The sequence below is a fragment of the Bombella sp. ESL0380 genome (genome assembly GCF_009725805.1).
Classification (GTDB): domain Bacteria; phylum Pseudomonadota; class Alphaproteobacteria; order Acetobacterales; family Acetobacteraceae; genus Bombella; species Bombella apis.
Genome location: NZ_WNIH01000008.1, coordinates 164,110 through 182,703, shown reverse-complemented (window position 1 = coordinate 182,703; position 18,594 = coordinate 164,110). Strand labels below are relative to the sequence as shown.

Genomic DNA, 18,594 nt, shown 5'->3' with positions numbered 1-18,594 from the left:
CCAGCTGCCGATGGAACCACGCTGAGCAAAAAAAATGGCCGGAGGCAACACACATTCCTGTCAGTCCTCTCCCACTGTGGGAGAAGGCGGACAAGGCCTGCCTCAAGCCCTGCATGAATGCGAGCCTCACCAAAAAACAGGGCCGTGTAAAGCCCTGTTCACAAACTTTCACTCAGGTGTCTTCTGCTCAGCGGGCCGTCTGCGGGACGAAGGGCAAAGCCGTGACAGAAACCTTGTGGAGCTGCCCGTCCGCATCGGCGGCGTAAAGCACCGTACCCTCTGCTGCATGGGATGGTGTGACATACGCCATGGCAATCATGGCCCGCAGGGTCGGACTGAAACAGCCAGACGTAATGCGCCCGACCCGGTCTGTCCTTCCTTCATCCGAGAAGAGTTCCACACCGCCACCCAGCAGCACGTCCCCTTCCGGACGCAGACCAACGCGCTGGCGGTATACGCCATGTTCCATCTGCCCTTCGATCGTCCCGGCACCAGGGTACCCCCCCGCCCGTGCTCCGCCGGCCCGGCGACAGGCAGCTATGCTGCTGACCAGAGCGGCCTCCACCGGAGATGTGGTTTTGTCGATGTCCGCCCCATACAGACACAGCCCGGCTTCCATCCGCAGGCTGTTCCGTGTCTCCAGCCCGGCCGGAGCCACATCGGGATCGTCCAGCAGACGGCGGGCAAAGGCTTCAGCCTGACTGGCCTCCAGAGAAAGATCGAACCCTTCCATACCCGTATAACCGAAACGGGATACAATGAGGCTGCCACCCTCCCACTGCATGGCCAGACTGTCCCGATACCGCATCCCCATGATGGTCGTCTGGTCCAGCACACGGGCCAGAACCTCGGCCGACAGAGGGCCCTGAAGGGACAGCATGGCCCGGTCAAATTCCCGGATCAGCCTGCAATCATTGCCAATGGCATTTTCGAGATAATCAGCATTGTCTTCCCTGTTCTGGCCATTGAGTGTCAGGATGAACTCTTCTTCCTGACGGGAAATGGCCAGATCATCCCGGATGCCACCCTGATCGGTCGTCAACAGGCCATAACGGACCCGGTTCTTCTCAAGCCCCATGATGTCCAGAGGCATCAGGGCTTCGAGCGCCTCAGCAACAACAGCGGCATTATCCTCTTTTGCACGGATACGGACCTGCCCCAGAAAGGAGATGTCAAACAGCCCCGCCTGCTTGCGGGTATGAAGATGCTCCACCTCCATGCCGAGAGGGTAATGCTCGGGCAGGGCATAGCCTGCATAGCATCCCATCGTGGCCTTCAGCTCTTCATGCAGCGCCTGAAGGGGGCTGGACTTCAATGTTTCATCCGTCATTCTGTTTTATCCTGTAAATACAGGGGAAGTTCACCACTCTGCCAGCTTCATCCCCGTCTGACAATCCGGGCCCGGGCAAGGCTTCACCACGTTCCCCACCTGGGGGAGCTGGTCATTCCCCCGCCTTCAGGCTGGCCAGTACATCCGACTTCATGCTCACGCTCTGTGCCTGTGTCGGGAAAGAGCCTTCCTCAACCTGCCGGACATAATGGGACAAGGCTCCAACCATCTGCTCTCCGATTTCAGCAAACCGATGGGCATGACGAGGGGATTTGCCTTCGAAAAGACCCAGCACGTCATGCCAGACCTGGACCTGCCCATCACAACCCGGCCCGGCTCCGATCCCGATGGTCGGAATGGTCAGGGTTCTGGAAACCAGCTCGGCCAGCTCGGCGGGAATGACCTCCAGCACAATACCGAAAGCTCCGGCCTCCTCCAGCGCACGGGCATCATCCAGAAGTTTACGGGCGGCCTCGACCTGCTTTGCCTGCGCCCGCAGGCCGATCTGATGCTGGGACTGCGGTGTCAGACCCAGATGCCCCATGACGGGCACACCCATTTCCGTCAGCCGACGCACGACCGGGGCAATCTCCCGGCCGCCTTCCAGCTTCAGGGCCTGTCCACCACCCTCCTGCATCACACGGCGGGCCGCATCCACGGCATCCTGCTCGGTAGCATAGGAAAGGAAGGGCAGGTCGACCACAATAAGGGCTTTATGGCTGCCCTGGCGGACCATCCGTGCATGATAGATCATGTCCTCCACACGCACGGGCAGGGTCGTATCCCGCCCCTGCATGACCATGCCCAGAGAATCCCCCACCAGAATGACCGGCACGCCCGCCTGCTCGGCAATCAGGGCCGAAGCGTAATCATAGACCGTGAGCATGGCGATCCGCCGACCCTCATCCTTCATGGTCTGGAAGTCTGCGATTGTAGTCCGGCGCATGGTGGGGATCCTTCTCTATGGCCTCATGAACGAGGGAGGTTCTGGGCGATATAGGGGGGCAGGCTGAAAGAGGCAACATGCACCTCTGGCGTCCAGTACTGGCAGCCTTCCGCAATGCCCTGTGCACGACGGGCCAGCTCGACCACGTCCGGACGGTGCGGCGGAGCCCCCTTCTTGGCCATGCCCAGTGTCATGAACCCACCAACATAGGTTGGCACGGCAGCCAGATAGGCCGTGACATGCGGGAAGAATTTCGCACGACGGGCCGTTGTTTCCCGCAGCTCATCTGCCTGCTGGAACGGCACGCCACACTGATTGACGATGATCCCTTCATCCGAAAGGATGCGGGCGCAGTTCTCATAGAAATCATCCGTGAAAAGCACATCACCCACGCCGATCGGGTCCGTGCTGTCCACGATGATGACATCAAAGGCTGCATCACCAGATTTCTTGACGTAATCGATCCCGTCCCCAACGATGACCTCAGCCCTTGGGTCATTCCACGCATCCTTGCCAAACATCGGCAGGTGTTGCTTGGAGAGTTCGATCACGTCACCATCAATTTCCACCATGACGGCTTTCTCGACCGTCCTGTGCTGGAGAACACGACGCAGCACACCACCATCACCGGCCCCGATGATGAGAACACGTTTTGGGTTCGGATGCATGAAGAGCGGCACATGAGCCAGCATCTCCTGATAGATGAACTCATCCCGCTCAGTGATCTGCACGATACCGTCCAGCACCAGCACACGGCCATGGCTGCTGCTCTCGAAAATGCGGATGTCCTGAAACGGGGACTTCCTGTGGGCCAGTTCTTTCACAACCCTGAAACGCTGGCCCCAATCGGGATAGAGGGCCTCGTTGAACCAGGTCCCGGAAGACGTGCCAGATGTCATGGCGGCATCCTTTCTTCAATCAACGACGCCTGCCGCCCTCCATCACGGGGAGGCCGCACAGACGCCGCTCCTTACCCCTGCTCCCCCTCCAGCATGGACGCTGGCCAGCGAACAGGAACACTCCATGGAATCCATTGGAAATTGAGGGAAAAACCCCCTGGCCTTTCCCTATCCGGCTTACCGGCCCGTATGCCGTGTCGAGCTGACACGTCCACGCCTGAAAGCATCAATCTCCACACGTCCTGCCTGGAACAGCTCCTGCATGACAGGGACGGACATGTTGGGATCGCACACACCGCACATGAAAATGTCGACAGCGGCGAAATGACGCTCGGGCCATGTATGGATGGAAATGTGGCTTTCGGCCAGTACCAGCACACCAGATACACCGCCATTGGGTGTGAAATGGTGGAAATGACCATGCAGAATGGTCGCCCCGGCTGCCTCGGCAGCACGCCTCAGAGTGGCGTCAATCTGATCGGGGTCATCCAGATTTCTGGCATTCCAGAAATCGATGAGGAGATGGTTCCCTGCGTAGGTGATCCCATCACGCTTGATGAAAAAGTCCTTACAATCAGCGATTGTATCGATTGCCTCAGTATTCTGGATATCTCTCGGAAGGTCCGATTCCATCCCCAGTCGAGCAAGTGCGTCCATAACGTACCCCTGAACCAGCAGATTGCCGCATCCTCCCCCAATGAAGGAGCGGAAGGGTTGACCTCTAGGGGAATATAACCCTCAACGCAACTCTATTCTTTCTTTCTGAACAGAAAATGCCCAAATGAAGCCACAATAAAAAATGGGGAGGAAAATCCTCCCCATTCGTAAATACCGGTCATCGGACCTCAGTTGCGGGTCTTGTCAACCAGCTTGTTCTTGGCGATCCACGGCATCATCTCACGCAGTTTTGCGCCAACCTGCTCAATCTGATGCTGTTCATCACGGGCACGGGACGCCTTGAAGCCCACATTACCGGACTGGTTCTCCAGAATGAAGTTGCGCACGAAGGTTCCATTCTGGATGTCCTTCAGCACCTCACGCATGGCCTCCTTGGCGGCCGGGGTCACAACGCGCGGCCCGCTGACATACTCACCATACTCCGCCGTATTGGAGATGGAGTAGTTGACGTTGGAAATGCCGCCCTCATACAGCAGGTCCACGATCAGCTTCATCTCATGCAGACACTCGAAATAGGCCATCTCCGGTGCGTAGCCTGCTTCCACCAGTGTCTCAAACCCGGCCTTGATCAGCTCGATCGTACCACCACACAGCACAGCCTGCTCACCAAACAGGTCTGTTTCCACTTCCTCACGGAAGCTGGTCTCGATCACGCCAGCACGGCCGCCGCCAACAGCGGAAGCGTAAGCCAGAGCTACATCCTTGGCCTGGCCGGAAGCATCCTGATGCACGGCCACCAGGCAGGGCACACCACCGCCACGCTGGTATTCAGAACGCACAGTGTGGCCAGGGCCCTTCGGAGCGATCAGGAACACGTCCATCTCGGGGCTCGGCTCGATCAGACGGAAATGGATGGCCAGACCATGAGCAAACACCAGAGCCGTGCCGGGCTTCAGGTTCGGGGCCAGCTGTTCCTTGTACAGGGCGGCCTGACCTTCATCCGGTGTCAGGATCATCACGACATCAGCCCAGGCTGCGGCTTCGGCCGGGGTAACGACACGGAAACCCGCTGCCTCCGCCTTGGCCTTTGCCTTGGATTCCGGGCGCAGCGCCACAACGATATCCTTCACACCGCTGTCACGCAGGTTGTTGGCATGGGCATGACCCTGGCTGCCATACCCGATGATGGCGACCTTCTTTTCACAGATCAGATTGATGTCCGCATCACGATCATAATAAACACGCATGACTTTTTTCCTTCCTCACAACGGGTGCAGGCCCCTCAATCATCCTGCCCCAGATGGGGAGACACTCCCCGGACATGAAACACTCCATCCAGCCTTCCCGCCCCGGAACAGGAGCAGGATGACCGGCAAAACTTCATTCAGACGAGGCGTTTGCCTTCTTCTGTCAGCTCGGCCCCACCAAAAACACGCCCCGGCCCCAGAAGCATCTGGTCATGGCTGGCCCCGGACGGGATCATCGGGAAGCAGCATTCTTCCTGCTCCACATGCACATCCACCAGCACCGGTCCCTCATGGGTCAGCATGGTCTCGATGGCCTCATCCAGCCCGCCCAGCGTCTCGACCCGCAGACCACGGATGCCGAACGATTCCGCCAGCTTCACGAAATCCGGCAGGGCTGCACTGTAGGACTGGGAATAACGGGAATCATGCACCAGCTCCTGCCACTGCCGCACCATGCCCATATACTGGTTGTTCAGGATGAATATCTTCACCGGCAGGCGGTACTGGGCAATGGTTCCCAGCTCCTGAATATTCATCAGGGTGGATGCCTCGCCGGCAATATCAATCACCAGCCCGTCAGGGTGGGCGATCTGTGCCCCCACGGCAGCAGGCAGACCGTAACCCATCGTGCCCAGACCACCGGATGTCAACCAGTGATTGGGCTCATCAAACCCGAAATGCTGGGCGGCCCACATCTGATGCTGCCCCACCTCGGTGGAAACGAAGCAGTCCCGCCCGCTGGCCTTCACCTGCTCATACAGGCGGCTGATGGCATATTGCGGCTTGATGGTGGCCGTGGCGGCCCTGTCCTGCTCGAACCCGAAACCGTCAACAGCCCGCCACTGGTCGATCTCCTGCCACCAGCCGGACAGGTCCGGGGCTGCACTGTCTCCCCAGCCTTCCAGAAGAGCGTGCAGCGTGGCCTTCAGGTCCCCCTTCAGAGCCACATCAACCTTGATGATCTTGCCGAATTCCCGGGGATCAATGTCCGCCTGTATCTTGAAGGAATGGGGAGAGAACCCGTCAACACGGCCCGTCACCCGGTCATCAAACCGGGCACCCAAGGCGACCAGCACGTCGCAGTCATGGGCCGCCATGTTGGCTTCCACGGCACCATGCATGCCCAGCATCCCCAGAAAATGATCACTGGAAGACGGATAGGCACCCAACCCCATCAGGGTGGATGTCACGGGGAAACCGGTCTTCTCTGCCAGCTGGCGCAGCAGCTTTGCCGCCTCCGGCCCGGCATTGATGACACCACCACCAACATAAAGCAGAGGCTTGCGGGCCTTCTTCATGGCCTCGACGGCCTGGCTGACCGCCTGAGCATCCAGAGCCGGAGTCGCCTTTCCCTCTGCTGCTTCCGCCGGACGGGGCGGCAGGGGTGCTTCGGACACCGTGATGTTCTTGGGCAGGTCCACCAGAACCGGGCCGGGACGGCCGGAACGGGCCAGAGCAAAAGCCTCCCGGATTGTTGGGGCCAGAGCCTCGGCCTCCCGCACCTGAACACTCTTCTTGGTCGCAGGCCGGGTGATGCCCACCATGTCCGCTTCCTGAAACGCATCCTTGCCGATCAGCGGCACGGGCACCTGTCCGGCCAGACAGACCAGCGGGATGGAATCCATCTTCGCATCCATCAGGCCGGTCACGGCATTGGTCGCACCAGGGCCGGATGTCACCAGCACCACACCGACCTTGCCGGTGGAACGGGCATAGGCCTCGGCCGCATGGGTTGCCGCCTGCTCGTGCCGGACCAGAATGTGCCGGATCTTCTTCTGTTTGAAGAGAGCATCGTAAATGGGAAGGACCGCACCGCCGGGATAACCGAAAATGACATCCACGCCTTCTTCCTCAAGAACACGCAGAATGACTTCAGCACCTGTTGCCATCATGGGAGCTGTCTCGCTGGCAGGCATGGCGTCTGTCCTTTCGCCGTTTAACGCAACGCTTCTGCTCTATCGTTCCGGAGCGGGTCCGTCAATTCTGGATGATATAAAATATTCAATTTCGCGCATTTTTTTACTCGAAAAGAACTCTCTGCCACTGGTTCTTTGAAATATTATTTCGCCATCTCCCTCCCGGCTCAGCCTATGGTGCCGGAACCATGTAGCCTGCCGGCGGGTATAGCGGCCAATGGCACGGGTAGCAGCCAGCCGGGCGTCCTCCAGGCTGCACTGCCCCTCCAGCACCTGTCCCAGCTCCGGCACACCATGGGCACGCATGGCGGGCAGGCTGGCGGGCAGATTCTGCTCCCGCAAGGCCGCCACCTCCTCCAGTGCTCCCGCTTCCACCATGTCATCGAAACGCTGGACAATGGAAGACCTCAGCTCATCCCGGGGCGGGTCAAGCCGCAGGGATATGAAACGGTATGGAGCTGCCGGAAGCGCCCTGTCCTCCTGCCATGAGGCCAGCCCTCGCCCGGTTCCTGCCAGAACCTCCCAGGCCCGGCTGATACGCTGGGAATCCTGTGGATGAAGACGGGAGGCCGTCTGCGGATCAGCCTGCATCAACTTTTCGTGCAGGGCCTCCGGGCCAATCGCCTCCAGCAGGGTCCGGGCCTCCTGCCGGGCTGCTTCTCCGGGGTCGGGGACCTCCACGAGGCCATCCGTCAGGGCACGGAGATACATGCCCGTGCCACCACAGAGGATGGGCAGCCGCCCGGCGCTACGGCAGGCGGCGATTTCTGCCAGAGCCTGCTCCCGCCACCAGGCCACACTGCCGGGTGTGGCTGCGGGCAATACCCCATAAAGACGATGGGGAATGGCTGCTTCCTCTTCCTCCCCGGGGCGGGCAGTGAGGATGCGCAGCTCCCTGTAAACCTGCATGGAATCTGCATTGATGACCGTACCACAATACAGGTCTGCCAAATGAAAGGCCAAAGCCGACTTGCCCGAACAGGTCGGTCCCGCCACAATGAGGGCGTTTTCAGAAGAGTTCATACACCTATCCTGCCATATCTTCTGATCTTTTAGCGAGAGATGTCATGTCCCTTCCCTGTGTTCTGACTCTTGTTGCCAATCGCCGCCATGGGACCCTTCCCAAAGAGGCGATCGACATTGCCCGCAATCTTGTCAAAGGTGAGCCACCGGTCGTTCTGTCCGAAGGCGAGGCCGTTGACATTTTCTGCCCGACACCCGGGCCCGGCGATGCCACGCCTGCAACAATCCGTGCCGCCCTGGCTCCCTACAAGGTTGATGCCATTCTCACCAAGACCCGTGGCCGCCGCAAAGCCGTGCTGGTGTCCGACATGGACAGCACCATCTTCGATGGCGAAACGCTGGATGATCTGGCCAAGGCAACAGGCACGGGCGACTATGTAGCCGAAATCACCAAGCGTGCCATGAATGGCGAGATGGAGTTTGATGAATCCCTCCGCAAGCGCACCATCGGCCTGAAGGGCCATCCTGAATCCCTGCTGAAGGATGTTCTGGAACATCTGCCTTTCACTGATGGTATCAGGGAGCTGGTGCAGACCATGAAGGCCAATGGCGCACGCACGGCCCTCATCTCCGGTGGGTTCGACTGGTTCACCGAGCGGGCTGCCAGGAAGCTCGGCTTTGATGAACATTACGGCAACCAGCTTGAGATCAGGGACGGCATCATCACCGGCCAGCTGATCGGCAAAATCCTCGGCCCGGATGCCAAGAAAGAACATCTGGAGACCATCTGTGCCGAGCGGGGCGTCAAGCTCTCTGCCAGCCTGACAACAGGTGATGGTGCCAACGACATCCCCATGCTCAAGGCAGCAGGTCTTGGCATTGCCTATCACGCCAAGCCGAATGTCCGGCAGGTGATTGAACAGCAGGTCAACTTTACCGGGATGCGGACGCACCTCTTTGCGCAGGGCTACACGGCTGCCGATATCGTGACCGACTGACATATCCTCCCATTGTCCCCGTGTCTTCGGCCTCGGGCCAATGACACGGGCATGGCCTGCCGCCCTCAAAAGCGGCGGGCTTTTTTTGTCCCCTGTTTTTTGGCCCGGATATGCCCACCAAGACGCTCCAGCGTTTCTTTCAACCCGGCATCCTCGATACCATTTACGGGAACTGGCGCCGCATCCTTCCATTTCTTCTGGGGCCTGTGGGACGGCTTACGCTGGACAGGCCGATCCTGTAACAGCTTGATCTGTTTCAGCGCTTCATCTCCATAAAGACCACAGGCTGTATTGATGTTGGCCAGAAGACGGGGCGCTGCGTACTGCATCTCCACCGCTGCCGGACCACAGCAGCGTATGGTCAACACGCCGGGCCGCAGGCGGCAGGGTTCGCTCACCTCCGCCAGCGCTGGACCGACCAGCGTCTCCCACTCCATGAGCAGACGCACGAACAGCGGTGATTTCTTGCGGAAAATGGGTTTTGTCAGGGGGGGCAGCAGGGCCCCGATCATCCGGCCCTTGCCTCGACGGTAATCGCTCCAGCCCTTGCCATCCGCTTTCCGGTCCTGCCCCGATGCTGATGAACGGGCAGTTTTTTTCATTCCTGTTTCATCTGCCATCCGACCCATCCCAGTATGCTGCGTACGGACTCTCCATACCATCATCACGGGAGCAGACGGAAACGTTTCAGCAAGGCCAGCCCTTGCCCCGATGCTGTTTCTTCGTCATAGACACCGGCGTGACACCTGATGCTTCCCTCCTTCTCCATTGGTATGACCATCATCGCCGTACCCTGCCCTGGCGTGCCGCACCTGGCCAGCAGGCGGACCCGTACCATGTCTGGCTGAGCGAGATCATGCTCCAGCAGACAGTCGTGCAGACGGTCATTCCCTATTACCAGCGGTTTCTGGCCCGCTTTCCGACAGTTGATGCTCTGGCGGAAGCGCCGCAGGAAGAGGTGCTCCAGCTCTGGGCCGGGCTGGGCTATTACGCACGGGCACGAAATCTTCATGCCTGTGCTCAGGCCGTTCATAAGCTGGGAGCCTTTCCCCGTACGGTCGAAGGATTGCAGACACTCCCCGGAATCGGGGCCTATACATCCCGGGCCATTGCCGCCATTGCCTTCAATATTCCGACCGTTCCGGTTGATGGCAATGTGGAGCGCATCACGGCCCGCCTCAATGCCGTGGAAGACCCGCTACCCGCTGCCCGCCCCCTGCTGGCCCGTCTTGCCAGCCATCTGAATGACGATCCGACAGCACAGGCCCGCCCTTCCGATTTTGCTCAGGCCCTGTTCGACCTTGGGGCGAGCCTCTGCTCGCCCCGCTCACCCTCCTGTCTGACGTGCCCATGGCAGGACGGCTGCCTCGCCCGAGCCCGCAACATGGCTGAAGCTCTCCCTGCCCGACAGAAGAAGAAAGCCCGCCCGACCCGTCATGCCATTCTTTTCCGTGTCATCGATCCGGAAGGCCGTGTCCTGCTCCGCTCACGACCGCCGGAAGGTCTGCTGGGAGGAACGGACGACCTTCCCGGCACACCATGGTCCGAAAGCCAAAGCACGCCTTCGCCTGCACGGCTGGCCGAAACGGCCTTTACCCGCTACGCCCCCTTGCAGGCACAGTGGGAAGATTGTGGAGAGGTCAAACACATCTTCAGCCATTTTACGCTGCTTGTCCGCATCTATGGCTGCACGATACCAGCACAGAGCAATTATCCGATTCCTCCGAAGCATGGCCGGTTCCGTTTCCTGAAGGAGGCAGTTCTCTCCAGCGTGATGAAGAAATGCCTGCTGGTTGGCGACCGGCACAGGCCTGTCCCGGGCTGATCATGTTTCACATGAAACACTGAAAACAGACATGGGGACCGCAGCCCGGCCCCCATGTCCGTCTCTTCTGTGCGTGAATAAAGACTTTCGGAAAAACTCAGGACAGCTTCCTGACCAGTCCGGCCACATGCCTGCCAAGGAAACGGGCCCCCTCCAGGTCTGTCTCGCTCGGCTGGCGGGAGCCGTCACCATTGGCAATGGTTGTGGCCCCATAAGGAGCGCCACCTACGATCTCGTCATTACGCATCTGCCCCTGGAAACTGTAGGGCAGACCGCTGATGACCATGCCATGATGCAGCAGGTTGGACATCAGGGAATAGAGTGTCGTTTCCTGCCCACCATGCTGGGTTGCCGTGGAGGTGAAGACAGCCCCCACCTTGCCGATCAGCTCCCCTTTGGCCCAGAGACCACCGGTCTGATCCCAGAAATTGGCCATCTGTGCCGGCAGACGCCCGAAACGGGTCGGAGCCCCGATGATGATACCATCATACTCGACCAGCTCAGCCGGCGTTGCAACAGGTGCGTCCTGTTCCAGCTTGAAGTGATGCGCTCTGGCAGCCTCCTCCGGCACCAGCTCTGGCACACGCTTCACAACGGCCTCTACGCCCGTTGCACGTACACCTTCGGCAATGCTGTGGGCCATGGTCTCCACGTGACCGTAAGATGAATAATAAAGCACGAGCACTTTTGACATGACGATACATCCTTGATCTGTCGGTCTTTCCCGCTACCGGGAACACTGAAACCTTCACAAGAGGTAACGCCACCTTTCCAGACTGGATATAGAAAATCGGGAAAGGATGCTTTTCGGATTTCATCAGTCCGCTTTCAGTCGGACAGCCGCCATGGCGGTGTGCTGAACTGGCGGATGAGATGCTCCATGAGCAGGCTCACCCTCTGAGGCCGCAGCTTTGTGGCGGATGTGACGAGATAAAGGGCAATGTCGTCCGCCTTCCAGCCCGGCATCATTTCCTGCAACCGACCCTCCTGCATGGCTTCACTCACCATGAAATCCGGCATCAGTCCGAAGCCAAGCCCAGCCTCCAGCGCTGGCAGGAATCCTTCCGCATTGTCGGACTGGAGTCGTGCCGTCTGAGACAATGTATGGACTGCCCCTGTCGCTTTTTCCATCAGCCGGATGGCCCCGCATGATGACCCGTTGACATAGACAAAGCTCTTCCTCCCCTCCAGTTCCCGCGGATGGGCAGGCTCACCCTGCTGGGCCAGATAGTCCGGGGAGGCCACAAGCAGGCGTCGTACCGTACATACCCTGCGGGCCCTGAGCGCCGAATCCTCCAGAGCCGCAATGCGGATCGCCACATCATAACCTTCTGAAACGAGGTCCACGAAACTGTCCGTAAACGTGATGGCAATATCAATCTCCGGGTAAGCCCTCAGGAAAGATGGCAGAGCTGCGGAAACATACCGAAGCCCGAAGGTAGTTGGAGCCGTCATCCGGATCAGACCGGAAGGACGGATACGGCCACCCCGCACCTCATTCTCTGCCGCTTCCGCCTCCATGAACATGCGATTGGCCCGCTCCAGCGCAAGCTGCCCTGTCTGTGTAAGGGACATATGCCGGGAATTGCGGCTGAACAGGGCGACACCAAGAGACTGCTCCAACCGACTGATCGCTTTTGAGACAGTGGGGGGTGAAAGATGAAGTTCCCTGGCAGCCTGCGAGAAAGACCCATGCTCGGCCACCCTGGCAAAAATGGCCCACGCCTCGAAATCCGGCAATTTCATAATTCCGTCCCCTCCTGCCAGCCTCTGGCTGCTGACAGGTCATGATGCAAAATATGGAAAGAATGTCTTTCTTTCATGCCTGTGTGATCCGCTCTCTTCACGCCTTACATGGTGGGTGAGCTGAACCAGCAAGGAATGACACCATGATTGATATTCGCCCCTTTGACCAGCTCGGCCATGCCTCACATGGGTGGCTGGATGCCCGGCACCATTTCTCTTTCGCCCATTATCTGGATCATGACCGCATGGGCTGGGGGCGCCTGCGTGTCTGGAATGATGATACCATCGCCCCCGGCACCGGGTTTGACACCCATCCCCACCGGGACATGGAGATCATCACCTATGTCCGCCAGGGCGCCATCACGCACCGGGACAGTCTCGGCAACACGGGGCGGACCGAGGCTGGAGATGTGCAGGTCATGTCCGCTGGAACGGGCATTTTCCACAGCGAATACAACAATGAACCCATCCCCACACAGATATTCCAGATATGGATCATCCCGACAGACAAAGGGCACGGACCATCCTGGGCGACACGGCGTTTCCCCAAAGGAGAGCAGACAGGCCAGTTCACCGTTCTGGCGTCTGGTCATGCCGATGACAAAGATGCCCTGCCCATCCATACTGATGCCCGTGTTCTGGGGCTTTCCCTCCAGAAAGGACAGCAGGCCAGTTACGCATTCACACCTGGCCGACTGGGTTATCTTGTTCCTGCAAAAGGCACCCTGCTGCTGAATGGGCAGACCATCACGGCACGCAGTGGAGCGGCCATTGCAGGGGAAGACACCATCACGCTTGAAGCGCTGGAAGATTCGGAAATAATTCTGGTAGATACGACATCATGATCTGACAGCTCCCTGCCCGGAAAGAAGGATGTTCCATCTGGCATGTTTCCCGTGAAACATATAAGCCTGTAGGGAATCCGGGCAGGGAGCCACATTGCATGAACACTGATCACACGGACCAGACCACCTCTCCGCCCCTGTGGCTGCTGGATGCAACAGGGCAGATGCTGGGCCATGATACCCTCAATGACAGGATCATCCGGCAGCTTTTTGATACCCGGGCCGTACCAGGGTTGAGCCTCCATCTACAGTCCCCCCTGACACGGCGCAATTATGCTTCCTCCCCCATCCGGGCCCGTTTCAGGAAACAGGCGTCCCTGCCCTTTCCCCTGCCGGAAATTGACGTTTTCTCCACATTGCAGGACAGCATCGCCCTGCGTTGCGTAGACGGCAACCAGGGTTGGATCAGCATTGGCACCGATCTCCATGAGATTCATTTCGATGCACCGAAAATGACCCCACTGGGGTATTTCCTGCCTCTGACAGGTGAGGCCCTGCTCGGACTTGCCATGCTCTTTGACCGGGGCCTGGCCAGCGTCCGGACAGCTGATGGCACGATGATCGGCCCAGCCTCCTTCCTTTCGGAAAAACCTCACGGGCTGGCACTCGGCCCCATCACGACATGTCTGGCTGACCATCTGGAGACGCTCATCCAGCTTGGCAGGCTTCCGCCAGGGCAGGAACTCTCCCATTCCTTCGGGCAGGACCATCTCACCTTCCGCCGGGCAGACTGATCCGACATGAAAAAAGGCTCTCCGGCATGATATCCGGAGAGCCTTTTAACTGTTCCCCTTCCGGTCATACCGGAAGGGGAAGCGAAAAGCGGTTTCAGCCCTTCAGTGCCTTGCGGACACCTTCAGCATAGGCCGGGTCAACCTTTTCGAAGAGACCCAGCTGACGCTCGACGATGTTCTGCGGCACGCCAGCCATGGCACCGGCAATGTTGTTGTACAGGCGCTGTTTCTGGGCATCATCGAAGAGATGATACAGAGCACGCGGCTGTGCAAAGTCATCACCATCGCTACGGTGATCGTAGTAGGTGGCGTCCCCGCTCACGCGCAGCGGCGGCTCCATCGCAGCCTTGTCTTCAACCGGACCACCGAAGGAGTTCGGCTCGTAGAAGTCGCCATCGCCACGCTTCGGCTCATCAAAGCGCATGGCACCATCAAGATGATAGTTCTTCACCTTGAACTTCGGACGGTTGATCGGCAGGGACTCGTAATGTGTGCCGACACGGTAGCGGTGAGCATCCGCATAGGCGAAGATACGGCCCTGAAGCATCTTGTCCGGAGAGAAACCGATGCCCGGCACGATGTTGGACGGGGAGAAGGAAGCCTGCTCAACCTCGGAGAAATAATCATCCGGGTTGCGGTTCAGTTCCAGCTCACCGACTTCGATCAGCGGATAGTCCTTGTGGGACCAGACCTTGGTCACGTCAAACGGGTTGAAGTTGACGCGCTCGGCCTCTTCCTCTTCCATCACCTGGATGTAGAACGTCCATTTGGGGAAGTTCCCCTTCTCGATGTTCTCGTACAGGTCTTCCTGGGTGGACTCACGGGTCTTGGCCACGACCTCAGCAGCTTCCTCGGTCGTATAGAACTCATGGCCCTGCTGGGTCTTGAAGTGGAACTTCACCCAGAAGCGCTCACCCTTGGCATTCCACAGTGAATAGGTGTGGCTGCCATACCCGTTCATGTTGCGGATGCCCTTGGGGATGCCACGATCGGACATCAGGATCGTCACCTGATGCAGGCTCTCCGGGCTGAGGGACCAGAAGTCCCAGGCTGCCGTGGCAGAACGCAGGTTTGTGCGGGGATGACGCTTCTGCGTATGGATGAAGTCCGGGAACTTGATGGGATCACGGATGAAGAAGACCGGGGTGTTGTTGCCCACCAGGTCCCAGTTGCCGTCATCCGTGTAGAATTTCAGGGCCCAGCCACGCACGTCACGCTCGGCATCGGCAGCACCACGCTCACCGGCCACGGTGGATGCACGCAGGAACATGTCCGTCTTCTTGCCGACCTCGGAGAAGATGGATGCGCAGCTGTACTTCGTGATGTCCTTGGTGATGGTCAGCGTTCCATGAGCACCAACGCCCTTGGCGTGCACGGTACGCTCCGGGATGCGCTCACGGTTCTGATGAGCGAGCTTCTCGATCAGCTGATAGTTTTCCAGCAGAAGCGGTCCGCGAGGACCGGCAGACTTGCTGTCCTGGTTGCTGACCCAAGGGGCACCAGCGGTCGTGCGAATGATATTCTTATCAGACATTCAAGGACTCCTACCTTTTATCTGACCATGGAAAATAGGTAACATCCGGAGGAAAAGGAAAATGATTGATCCTGTTTCACTAATAAACAGTCCTGATCCAGTCCGATATCAACCCTCAATTAGGGAAGGTAGGCAGGTTTTCGGACAGTGTCCATCCCCTCTTTCTTCAAAAATAATGTGAAGTTCTATTTGATCAATGTCACTGAACAGAGACATCACCTCAGTTTATGAGAATGATATGCAATAACGTATTCCTGTTTATTTCAGTCATCAGCAGGACCAGTCAGCTTCCTCAGAACAGTCGGGCCATTTTCATGAAAATGAAGGTCACGGCCATGGCAACCACACACAGCCCACCAGCAAAAATGGTCCCCAACCCACCAGAGGCCAGAAACATGCCCCCCGTATTCATGCCGAAGAACCCCGTGACCAGCGTGGCCGGCAGCATGAGGGTCGTCACGATGGACACGATGCACAGACGGCGGTTTGTTTCTTCCGCCTGGCTGGAAGCCAGCTCATCCTGTAGGGAACGGGCCCGATCCTGCAAGGCAATGAGATCATCAAGGGCTGCGTGAATCTGCCGTTCAGCCCGGTCCCGCAGGTCATCCTCGGCCCATTCCGGCAACTCGAGGTCTTCATCCCGCAGGACACGGTCGATCGGCATGACAACACGCCGCAGCTCTGTCGAACGGCGCCTCACCTTACCCACGATACCACCAAGATGCCCAAGATCGGACCCGTGGACAATGGCCAGCAGAACATCTTCCGCCCTATCCAGCTCGTCATCAAGCTGGGCCAGCTGGCGGCGGACCGTCCCGGTAAAATCCCGCAGGACACGGTCTATCACCCCAGCCGGATTGCGGGGTACCCCCTGTGTCTGGAGAGACCGGTAGGCCGACCCCAGTACGGGAATGGGCGTGCGCCGTGTCGTGATCAGGATATTCTGCCGCATGGCAAAGCGCCAGGCGCAAATCTCCCGGTCCTCCTCCGCCAGGGCATCGTCAAAGGCGGGCAAAGCCCCCCAGACCGTATCATCGGCAGCTTCAAGGGCAATGCCGTAATCCGTTTCCGCCAGCATGGTCCCCACATCTTCCGGCATCCCCGGCAGCCGCCCCACATGGGTACGGGCAGAACTGTGAACCGTATCGAAATGCAGCCAGCACCAGCCATTCTCTCCGGACGCCGCCTCATAGCCTTCTTCCCCGGGAGACTGGAGGATACGCTGCACGTCCTCGGCATCCAGCGGCATGATCCCCTGCCCCGGCACGGCACGGACAGCCCAGACAAGGCCCTTGATCCGGGCCATGGGGTGGGCCTCCTTCAGGGACGGGTCAAGCACTGTAAAAGGAAAATTCGGAACAGTATTGTCGGGCACAGCCACCCCCCATTACAGTTTTCCTGCCCGGACTGAAGGCGGCAGGACATCCCTTTGCACCGGGAAGAGCCAAGGCTCCAGACACATGAATACCGCCCGTTCTCTGACACGTTGCCCGATGGGACGCAATATGGATGACACCATTTTGTAACGGAAAACTGTTGGTCCGTTCTTCTTTCCAGCCTTACGGCAAGGCTCTATAGTTTCCCGGTGCAGGAACCGCATGGAGGCCTCGCCTGCCTGCTGTTCCATCCATGATCATCAACTGCCAAAAACCAAGGAAACACATATGGCTACGCAGGACTACAAGGTTCGTGACATGTCCCTGGCCGACTGGGGCCGCAAGGAAATCTCCATTGCCGAGGGCGAAATGCCGGGCTTGATGGCCCTCCGCGAGGAATATGGCGCCAGCCAGCCGCTGAAGGGTGCCCGGATTGCCGGCTGCCTGCACATGACCATCCAGACCGCCGTGCTGATCGAGACGCTGATCGCCCTCGGTGCCACAGTCCGCTGGTCCTCCTGCAACGTATTCTCCACCCAGGACCAGGCAGCTGCCGCCATTGCCGCCGCCAACATTCCCGTTTTCGCCTGGAAGGGCATGAACGAGGAAGAATTCATCTGGTGCATCGAGCAGACCATCAAGGGGCCGGATGGCTGGACCCCCAACATGATCCTTGATGATGGTGGTGACCTGACAACCCTCATGCATGAGAAATACCCCGAGCTCCTCAAGGAGGTCCGTGGCATTTCCGAGGAAACCACGACGGGCGTGCATCGCCTCTGGGACATGGAGCGCAAGGGGCTGCTCAAGGTTCCGGCCATCAATGTCAATGACAGCGTGACCAAGTCCAAGTTCGACAACCTCTATGGCTGCCGTGAGAGCCTCGTGGATGCCATCCGCCGTGGCACCGATGTCATGATGGCCGGCAAGGTGGCTGTTGTGGCCGGTTATGGTGACGTGGGCAAAGGCTCTGCCGCTTCCCTCCGCAGCGCAGGCTGCCGCGTGCTGGTGACGGAAGTTGACCCGATCTGCGCCCTTCAGGCTGCCATGGAAGGTTATGAGGTCGTCACGATGGAAAATGCCGCTCCCCGTGGCGACATCTTCGTGACCTGTACCGGCAACGAGGACATCATCACCATCGAACATATGCGTGAGATGAAGGACCGGGCCATTGTCTGCAATATCGGGCATTTTGACAGCGAGATTCAGGTCTCCGCCCTGCGCAATCACAAATGGACCAACATCAAGCCGCAGGTTGATGAGATCGAGCTGGCCCCGAACCGCCGCCTCATCCTTCTCTCCGAAGGCCGTCTGGTCAATCTGGGCAACGCCACAGGCCATCCGTCCTTCGTGATGTCCGCCTCCTTCACCAACCAGACACTGGCACAGATCGAACTCTGGAATGCAAAACCGGGCCAGTATGAGGCAGGAAAAGTTTATACTCTGCCAAAAATCCTTGATGAAAAGGTTGCCGCTCTCCATCTTGCAAAGGTGGGCGCCACGCTCTCCAGAATGACACAGGCTCAGGCGGATTATATCGGGGTGTCCCCCAACGGGCCGTTCAAGCACGACCTGTACCGTTACTGATCCTTTCTGTCACTGTTCCCTGCCATCATT

Annotated in this window: 17 protein-coding genes; 5 read left to right on the top strand and 12 right to left on the bottom strand. The window is 58.8% G+C overall.

The window, feature by feature from the left end; all coding sequences use genetic code 11:
• Positions 1–187: 187 nt before the first annotated feature.
• The 7 genes from GM608_RS08650 to miaA all read right to left on the bottom strand — a co-directional run bounded on the left by GM608_RS08650 (position 188) and on the right by miaA (position 7,979).
• Positions 188–1,330 (bottom strand): glycine cleavage T C-terminal barrel domain-containing protein, encoded by a 1,143-nt coding sequence (locus tag GM608_RS08650; protein WP_043559203.1) that lies wholly within the window; start codon positions 1,328–1,330, stop codon positions 188–190.
• 112 nt (positions 1,331–1,442) lie between these two features.
• Entirely contained in the window at positions 1,443–2,276 is an 834-nt protein-coding gene (panB, locus tag GM608_RS08645) for a 3-methyl-2-oxobutanoate hydroxymethyltransferase (protein WP_043559201.1), read from the bottom strand.
• Between the two features lie 23 nt (positions 2,277–2,299).
• The gene (gene speE, locus GM608_RS08640) at positions 2,300–3,175 is read right to left on the bottom strand and encodes a polyamine aminopropyltransferase (RefSeq protein WP_086441839.1); all 876 of its coding nucleotides are present in this window, start codon (positions 3,173–3,175) and stop codon (positions 2,300–2,302) included.
• A 177-nt stretch (positions 3,176–3,352) separates the two neighbouring features.
• The gene (gene speD / locus GM608_RS08635) at positions 3,353–3,832 is read right to left on the bottom strand and encodes an adenosylmethionine decarboxylase (protein ID WP_043559194.1); all 480 of its coding nucleotides are present in this window, start codon (positions 3,830–3,832) and stop codon (positions 3,353–3,355) included.
• A gap of 188 nt (positions 3,833–4,020) precedes the next feature.
• Positions 4,021–5,040 (bottom strand): ketol-acid reductoisomerase, encoded by a 1,020-nt coding sequence (gene ilvC, locus GM608_RS08630; protein ID WP_043559191.1) that lies wholly within the window; start codon positions 5,038–5,040, stop codon positions 4,021–4,023.
• Positions 5,041–5,177: 137 nt separating this feature from the next.
• Positions 5,178–6,956, bottom strand: a complete 1,779-nt coding sequence (gene ilvB / locus GM608_RS08625) for a biosynthetic-type acetolactate synthase large subunit (protein ID WP_333645386.1) — start codon at positions 6,954–6,956, stop codon at positions 5,178–5,180.
• Positions 6,957–6,995: 39 nt separating this feature from the next.
• Positions 6,996–7,979, bottom strand: a complete 984-nt coding sequence (gene miaA / locus GM608_RS08620) for a tRNA (adenosine(37)-N6)-dimethylallyltransferase MiaA (RefSeq protein ID WP_333645385.1) — start codon at positions 7,977–7,979, stop codon at positions 6,996–6,998.
• Between the two features lie 44 nt (positions 7,980–8,023).
• On the opposite strand from miaA, the gene serB reads away from it, so the two are divergent.
• Complete coding sequence (serB, locus tag GM608_RS08615) at positions 8,024–8,917, top strand: phosphoserine phosphatase SerB (protein WP_043559182.1); 894 nt, start codon at positions 8,024–8,026, stop codon at positions 8,915–8,917.
• Positions 8,918–8,982: 65 nt separating this feature from the next.
• Here serB and GM608_RS08610 read toward each other — a convergent pair whose 3' ends face one another.
• On the bottom strand, positions 8,983–9,519 hold the full coding sequence (locus tag GM608_RS08610; protein WP_193599754.1) for a DUF721 domain-containing protein: 537 nt from the start codon (positions 9,517–9,519) through the stop codon (positions 8,983–8,985).
• A gap of 137 nt (positions 9,520–9,656) precedes the next feature.
• Here GM608_RS08610 and GM608_RS08605 point away from each other — a divergent pair, with 137 nt between their 5' ends.
• Positions 9,657–10,742, top strand: coding sequence for an A/G-specific adenine glycosylase (locus GM608_RS08605; protein WP_333645384.1), 1,086 nt, complete (start codon positions 9,657–9,659; stop codon positions 10,740–10,742).
• 97 nt (positions 10,743–10,839) lie between these two features.
• Here GM608_RS08605 and wrbA read toward each other — a convergent pair whose 3' ends face one another.
• Positions 10,840–11,436: an NAD(P)H:quinone oxidoreductase gene (gene wrbA / locus GM608_RS08600; protein WP_081562449.1), complete on the bottom strand. Its 597-nt coding sequence runs from the start codon at positions 11,434–11,436 to the stop codon at positions 10,840–10,842.
• Positions 11,437–11,570: 134 nt separating this feature from the next.
• A complete protein-coding gene (locus tag GM608_RS08595; RefSeq protein ID WP_081562448.1) occupies positions 11,571–12,488 on the bottom strand; it encodes a LysR family transcriptional regulator in 918 nt (305 codons plus the stop codon).
• A gap of 143 nt (positions 12,489–12,631) precedes the next feature.
• Here GM608_RS08595 and GM608_RS08590 point away from each other — a divergent pair, with 143 nt between their 5' ends.
• Both GM608_RS08590 and GM608_RS08585 read left to right on the top strand, forming a co-directional pair.
• Positions 12,632–13,333: a pirin family protein gene (locus tag GM608_RS08590; RefSeq protein WP_081562447.1), complete on the top strand. Its 702-nt coding sequence runs from the start codon at positions 12,632–12,634 to the stop codon at positions 13,331–13,333.
• Positions 13,334–13,431: 98 nt separating this feature from the next.
• Positions 13,432–14,067, top strand: coding sequence for a hypothetical protein (locus tag GM608_RS08585; protein WP_043559167.1), 636 nt, complete (start codon positions 13,432–13,434; stop codon positions 14,065–14,067).
• A gap of 94 nt (positions 14,068–14,161) precedes the next feature.
• Here GM608_RS08585 and GM608_RS08580 read toward each other — a convergent pair whose 3' ends face one another.
• Both GM608_RS08580 and GM608_RS08575 read right to left on the bottom strand, forming a co-directional pair.
• Positions 14,162–15,601 (bottom strand): catalase, encoded by a 1,440-nt coding sequence (locus GM608_RS08580; protein ID WP_043559164.1) that lies wholly within the window; start codon positions 15,599–15,601, stop codon positions 14,162–14,164.
• Between the two features lie 292 nt (positions 15,602–15,893).
• Complete coding sequence (locus GM608_RS08575; protein ID WP_154981076.1) at positions 15,894–16,907, bottom strand: CorA family divalent cation transporter; 1,014 nt, start codon at positions 16,905–16,907, stop codon at positions 15,894–15,896.
• Between the two features lie 358 nt (positions 16,908–17,265).
• Here GM608_RS08575 and ahcY point away from each other — a divergent pair, with 358 nt between their 5' ends.
• The gene (gene ahcY, locus GM608_RS08570; RefSeq protein WP_043559515.1) at positions 17,266–18,564 is read left to right on the top strand and encodes an adenosylhomocysteinase; all 1,299 of its coding nucleotides are present in this window, start codon (positions 17,266–17,268) and stop codon (positions 18,562–18,564) included.
• Positions 18,565–18,594: the final 30 nt, after the last annotated feature.

Coding starts and splice junctions, on each gene's coding strand:
- GM608_RS08650 (WP_043559203.1), bottom strand. CDS start 1,330: ATGACGGATGAAACATTGAAGTCCAGCCCCCTTCAGGCGCTGCATGAA.
- panB (WP_043559201.1), bottom strand. CDS start 2,276: ATGCGCCGGACTACAATCGCAGACTTCCAGACCATGAAGGATGAGGGT.
- speE (WP_086441839.1), bottom strand. CDS start 3,175: ATGACATCTGGCACGTCTTCCGGGACCTGGTTCAACGAGGCCCTCTAT.
- speD (WP_043559194.1), bottom strand. CDS start 3,832: ATGGACGCACTTGCTCGACTGGGGATGGAATCGGACCTTCCGAGAGAT.
- ilvC (WP_043559191.1), bottom strand. CDS start 5,040: ATGCGTGTTTATTATGATCGTGATGCGGACATCAATCTGATCTGTGAA.
- ilvB (WP_333645386.1), bottom strand. CDS start 6,956: ATGCCTGCCAGCGAGACAGCTCCCATGATGGCAACAGGTGCTGAAGTC.
- miaA (WP_333645385.1), bottom strand. CDS start 7,979: ATGAACTCTTCTGAAAACGCCCTCATTGTGGCGGGACCGACCTGTTCG.
- serB (WP_043559182.1), top strand. CDS start 8,024: ATGTCCCTTCCCTGTGTTCTGACTCTTGTTGCCAATCGCCGCCATGGG.
- GM608_RS08610 (WP_193599754.1), bottom strand. CDS start 9,519: ATGAAAAAAACTGCCCGTTCATCAGCATCGGGGCAGGACCGGAAAGCG.
- wrbA (WP_081562449.1), bottom strand. CDS start 11,436: ATGTCAAAAGTGCTCGTGCTTTATTATTCATCTTACGGTCACGTGGAG.
- GM608_RS08595 (WP_081562448.1), bottom strand. CDS start 12,488: ATGAAATTGCCGGATTTCGAGGCGTGGGCCATTTTTGCCAGGGTGGCC.
- GM608_RS08590 (WP_081562447.1), top strand. CDS start 12,632: ATGATTGATATTCGCCCCTTTGACCAGCTCGGCCATGCCTCACATGGG.
- GM608_RS08585 (WP_043559167.1), top strand. CDS start 13,432: ATGAACACTGATCACACGGACCAGACCACCTCTCCGCCCCTGTGGCTG.
- GM608_RS08580 (WP_043559164.1), bottom strand. CDS start 15,601: ATGTCTGATAAGAATATCATTCGCACGACCGCTGGTGCCCCTTGGGTC.
- GM608_RS08575 (WP_154981076.1), bottom strand. CDS start 16,907: ATGGCCCGGATCAAGGGCCTTGTCTGGGCTGTCCGTGCCGTGCCGGGG.
- ahcY (WP_043559515.1), top strand. CDS start 17,266: ATGGCTACGCAGGACTACAAGGTTCGTGACATGTCCCTGGCCGACTGG.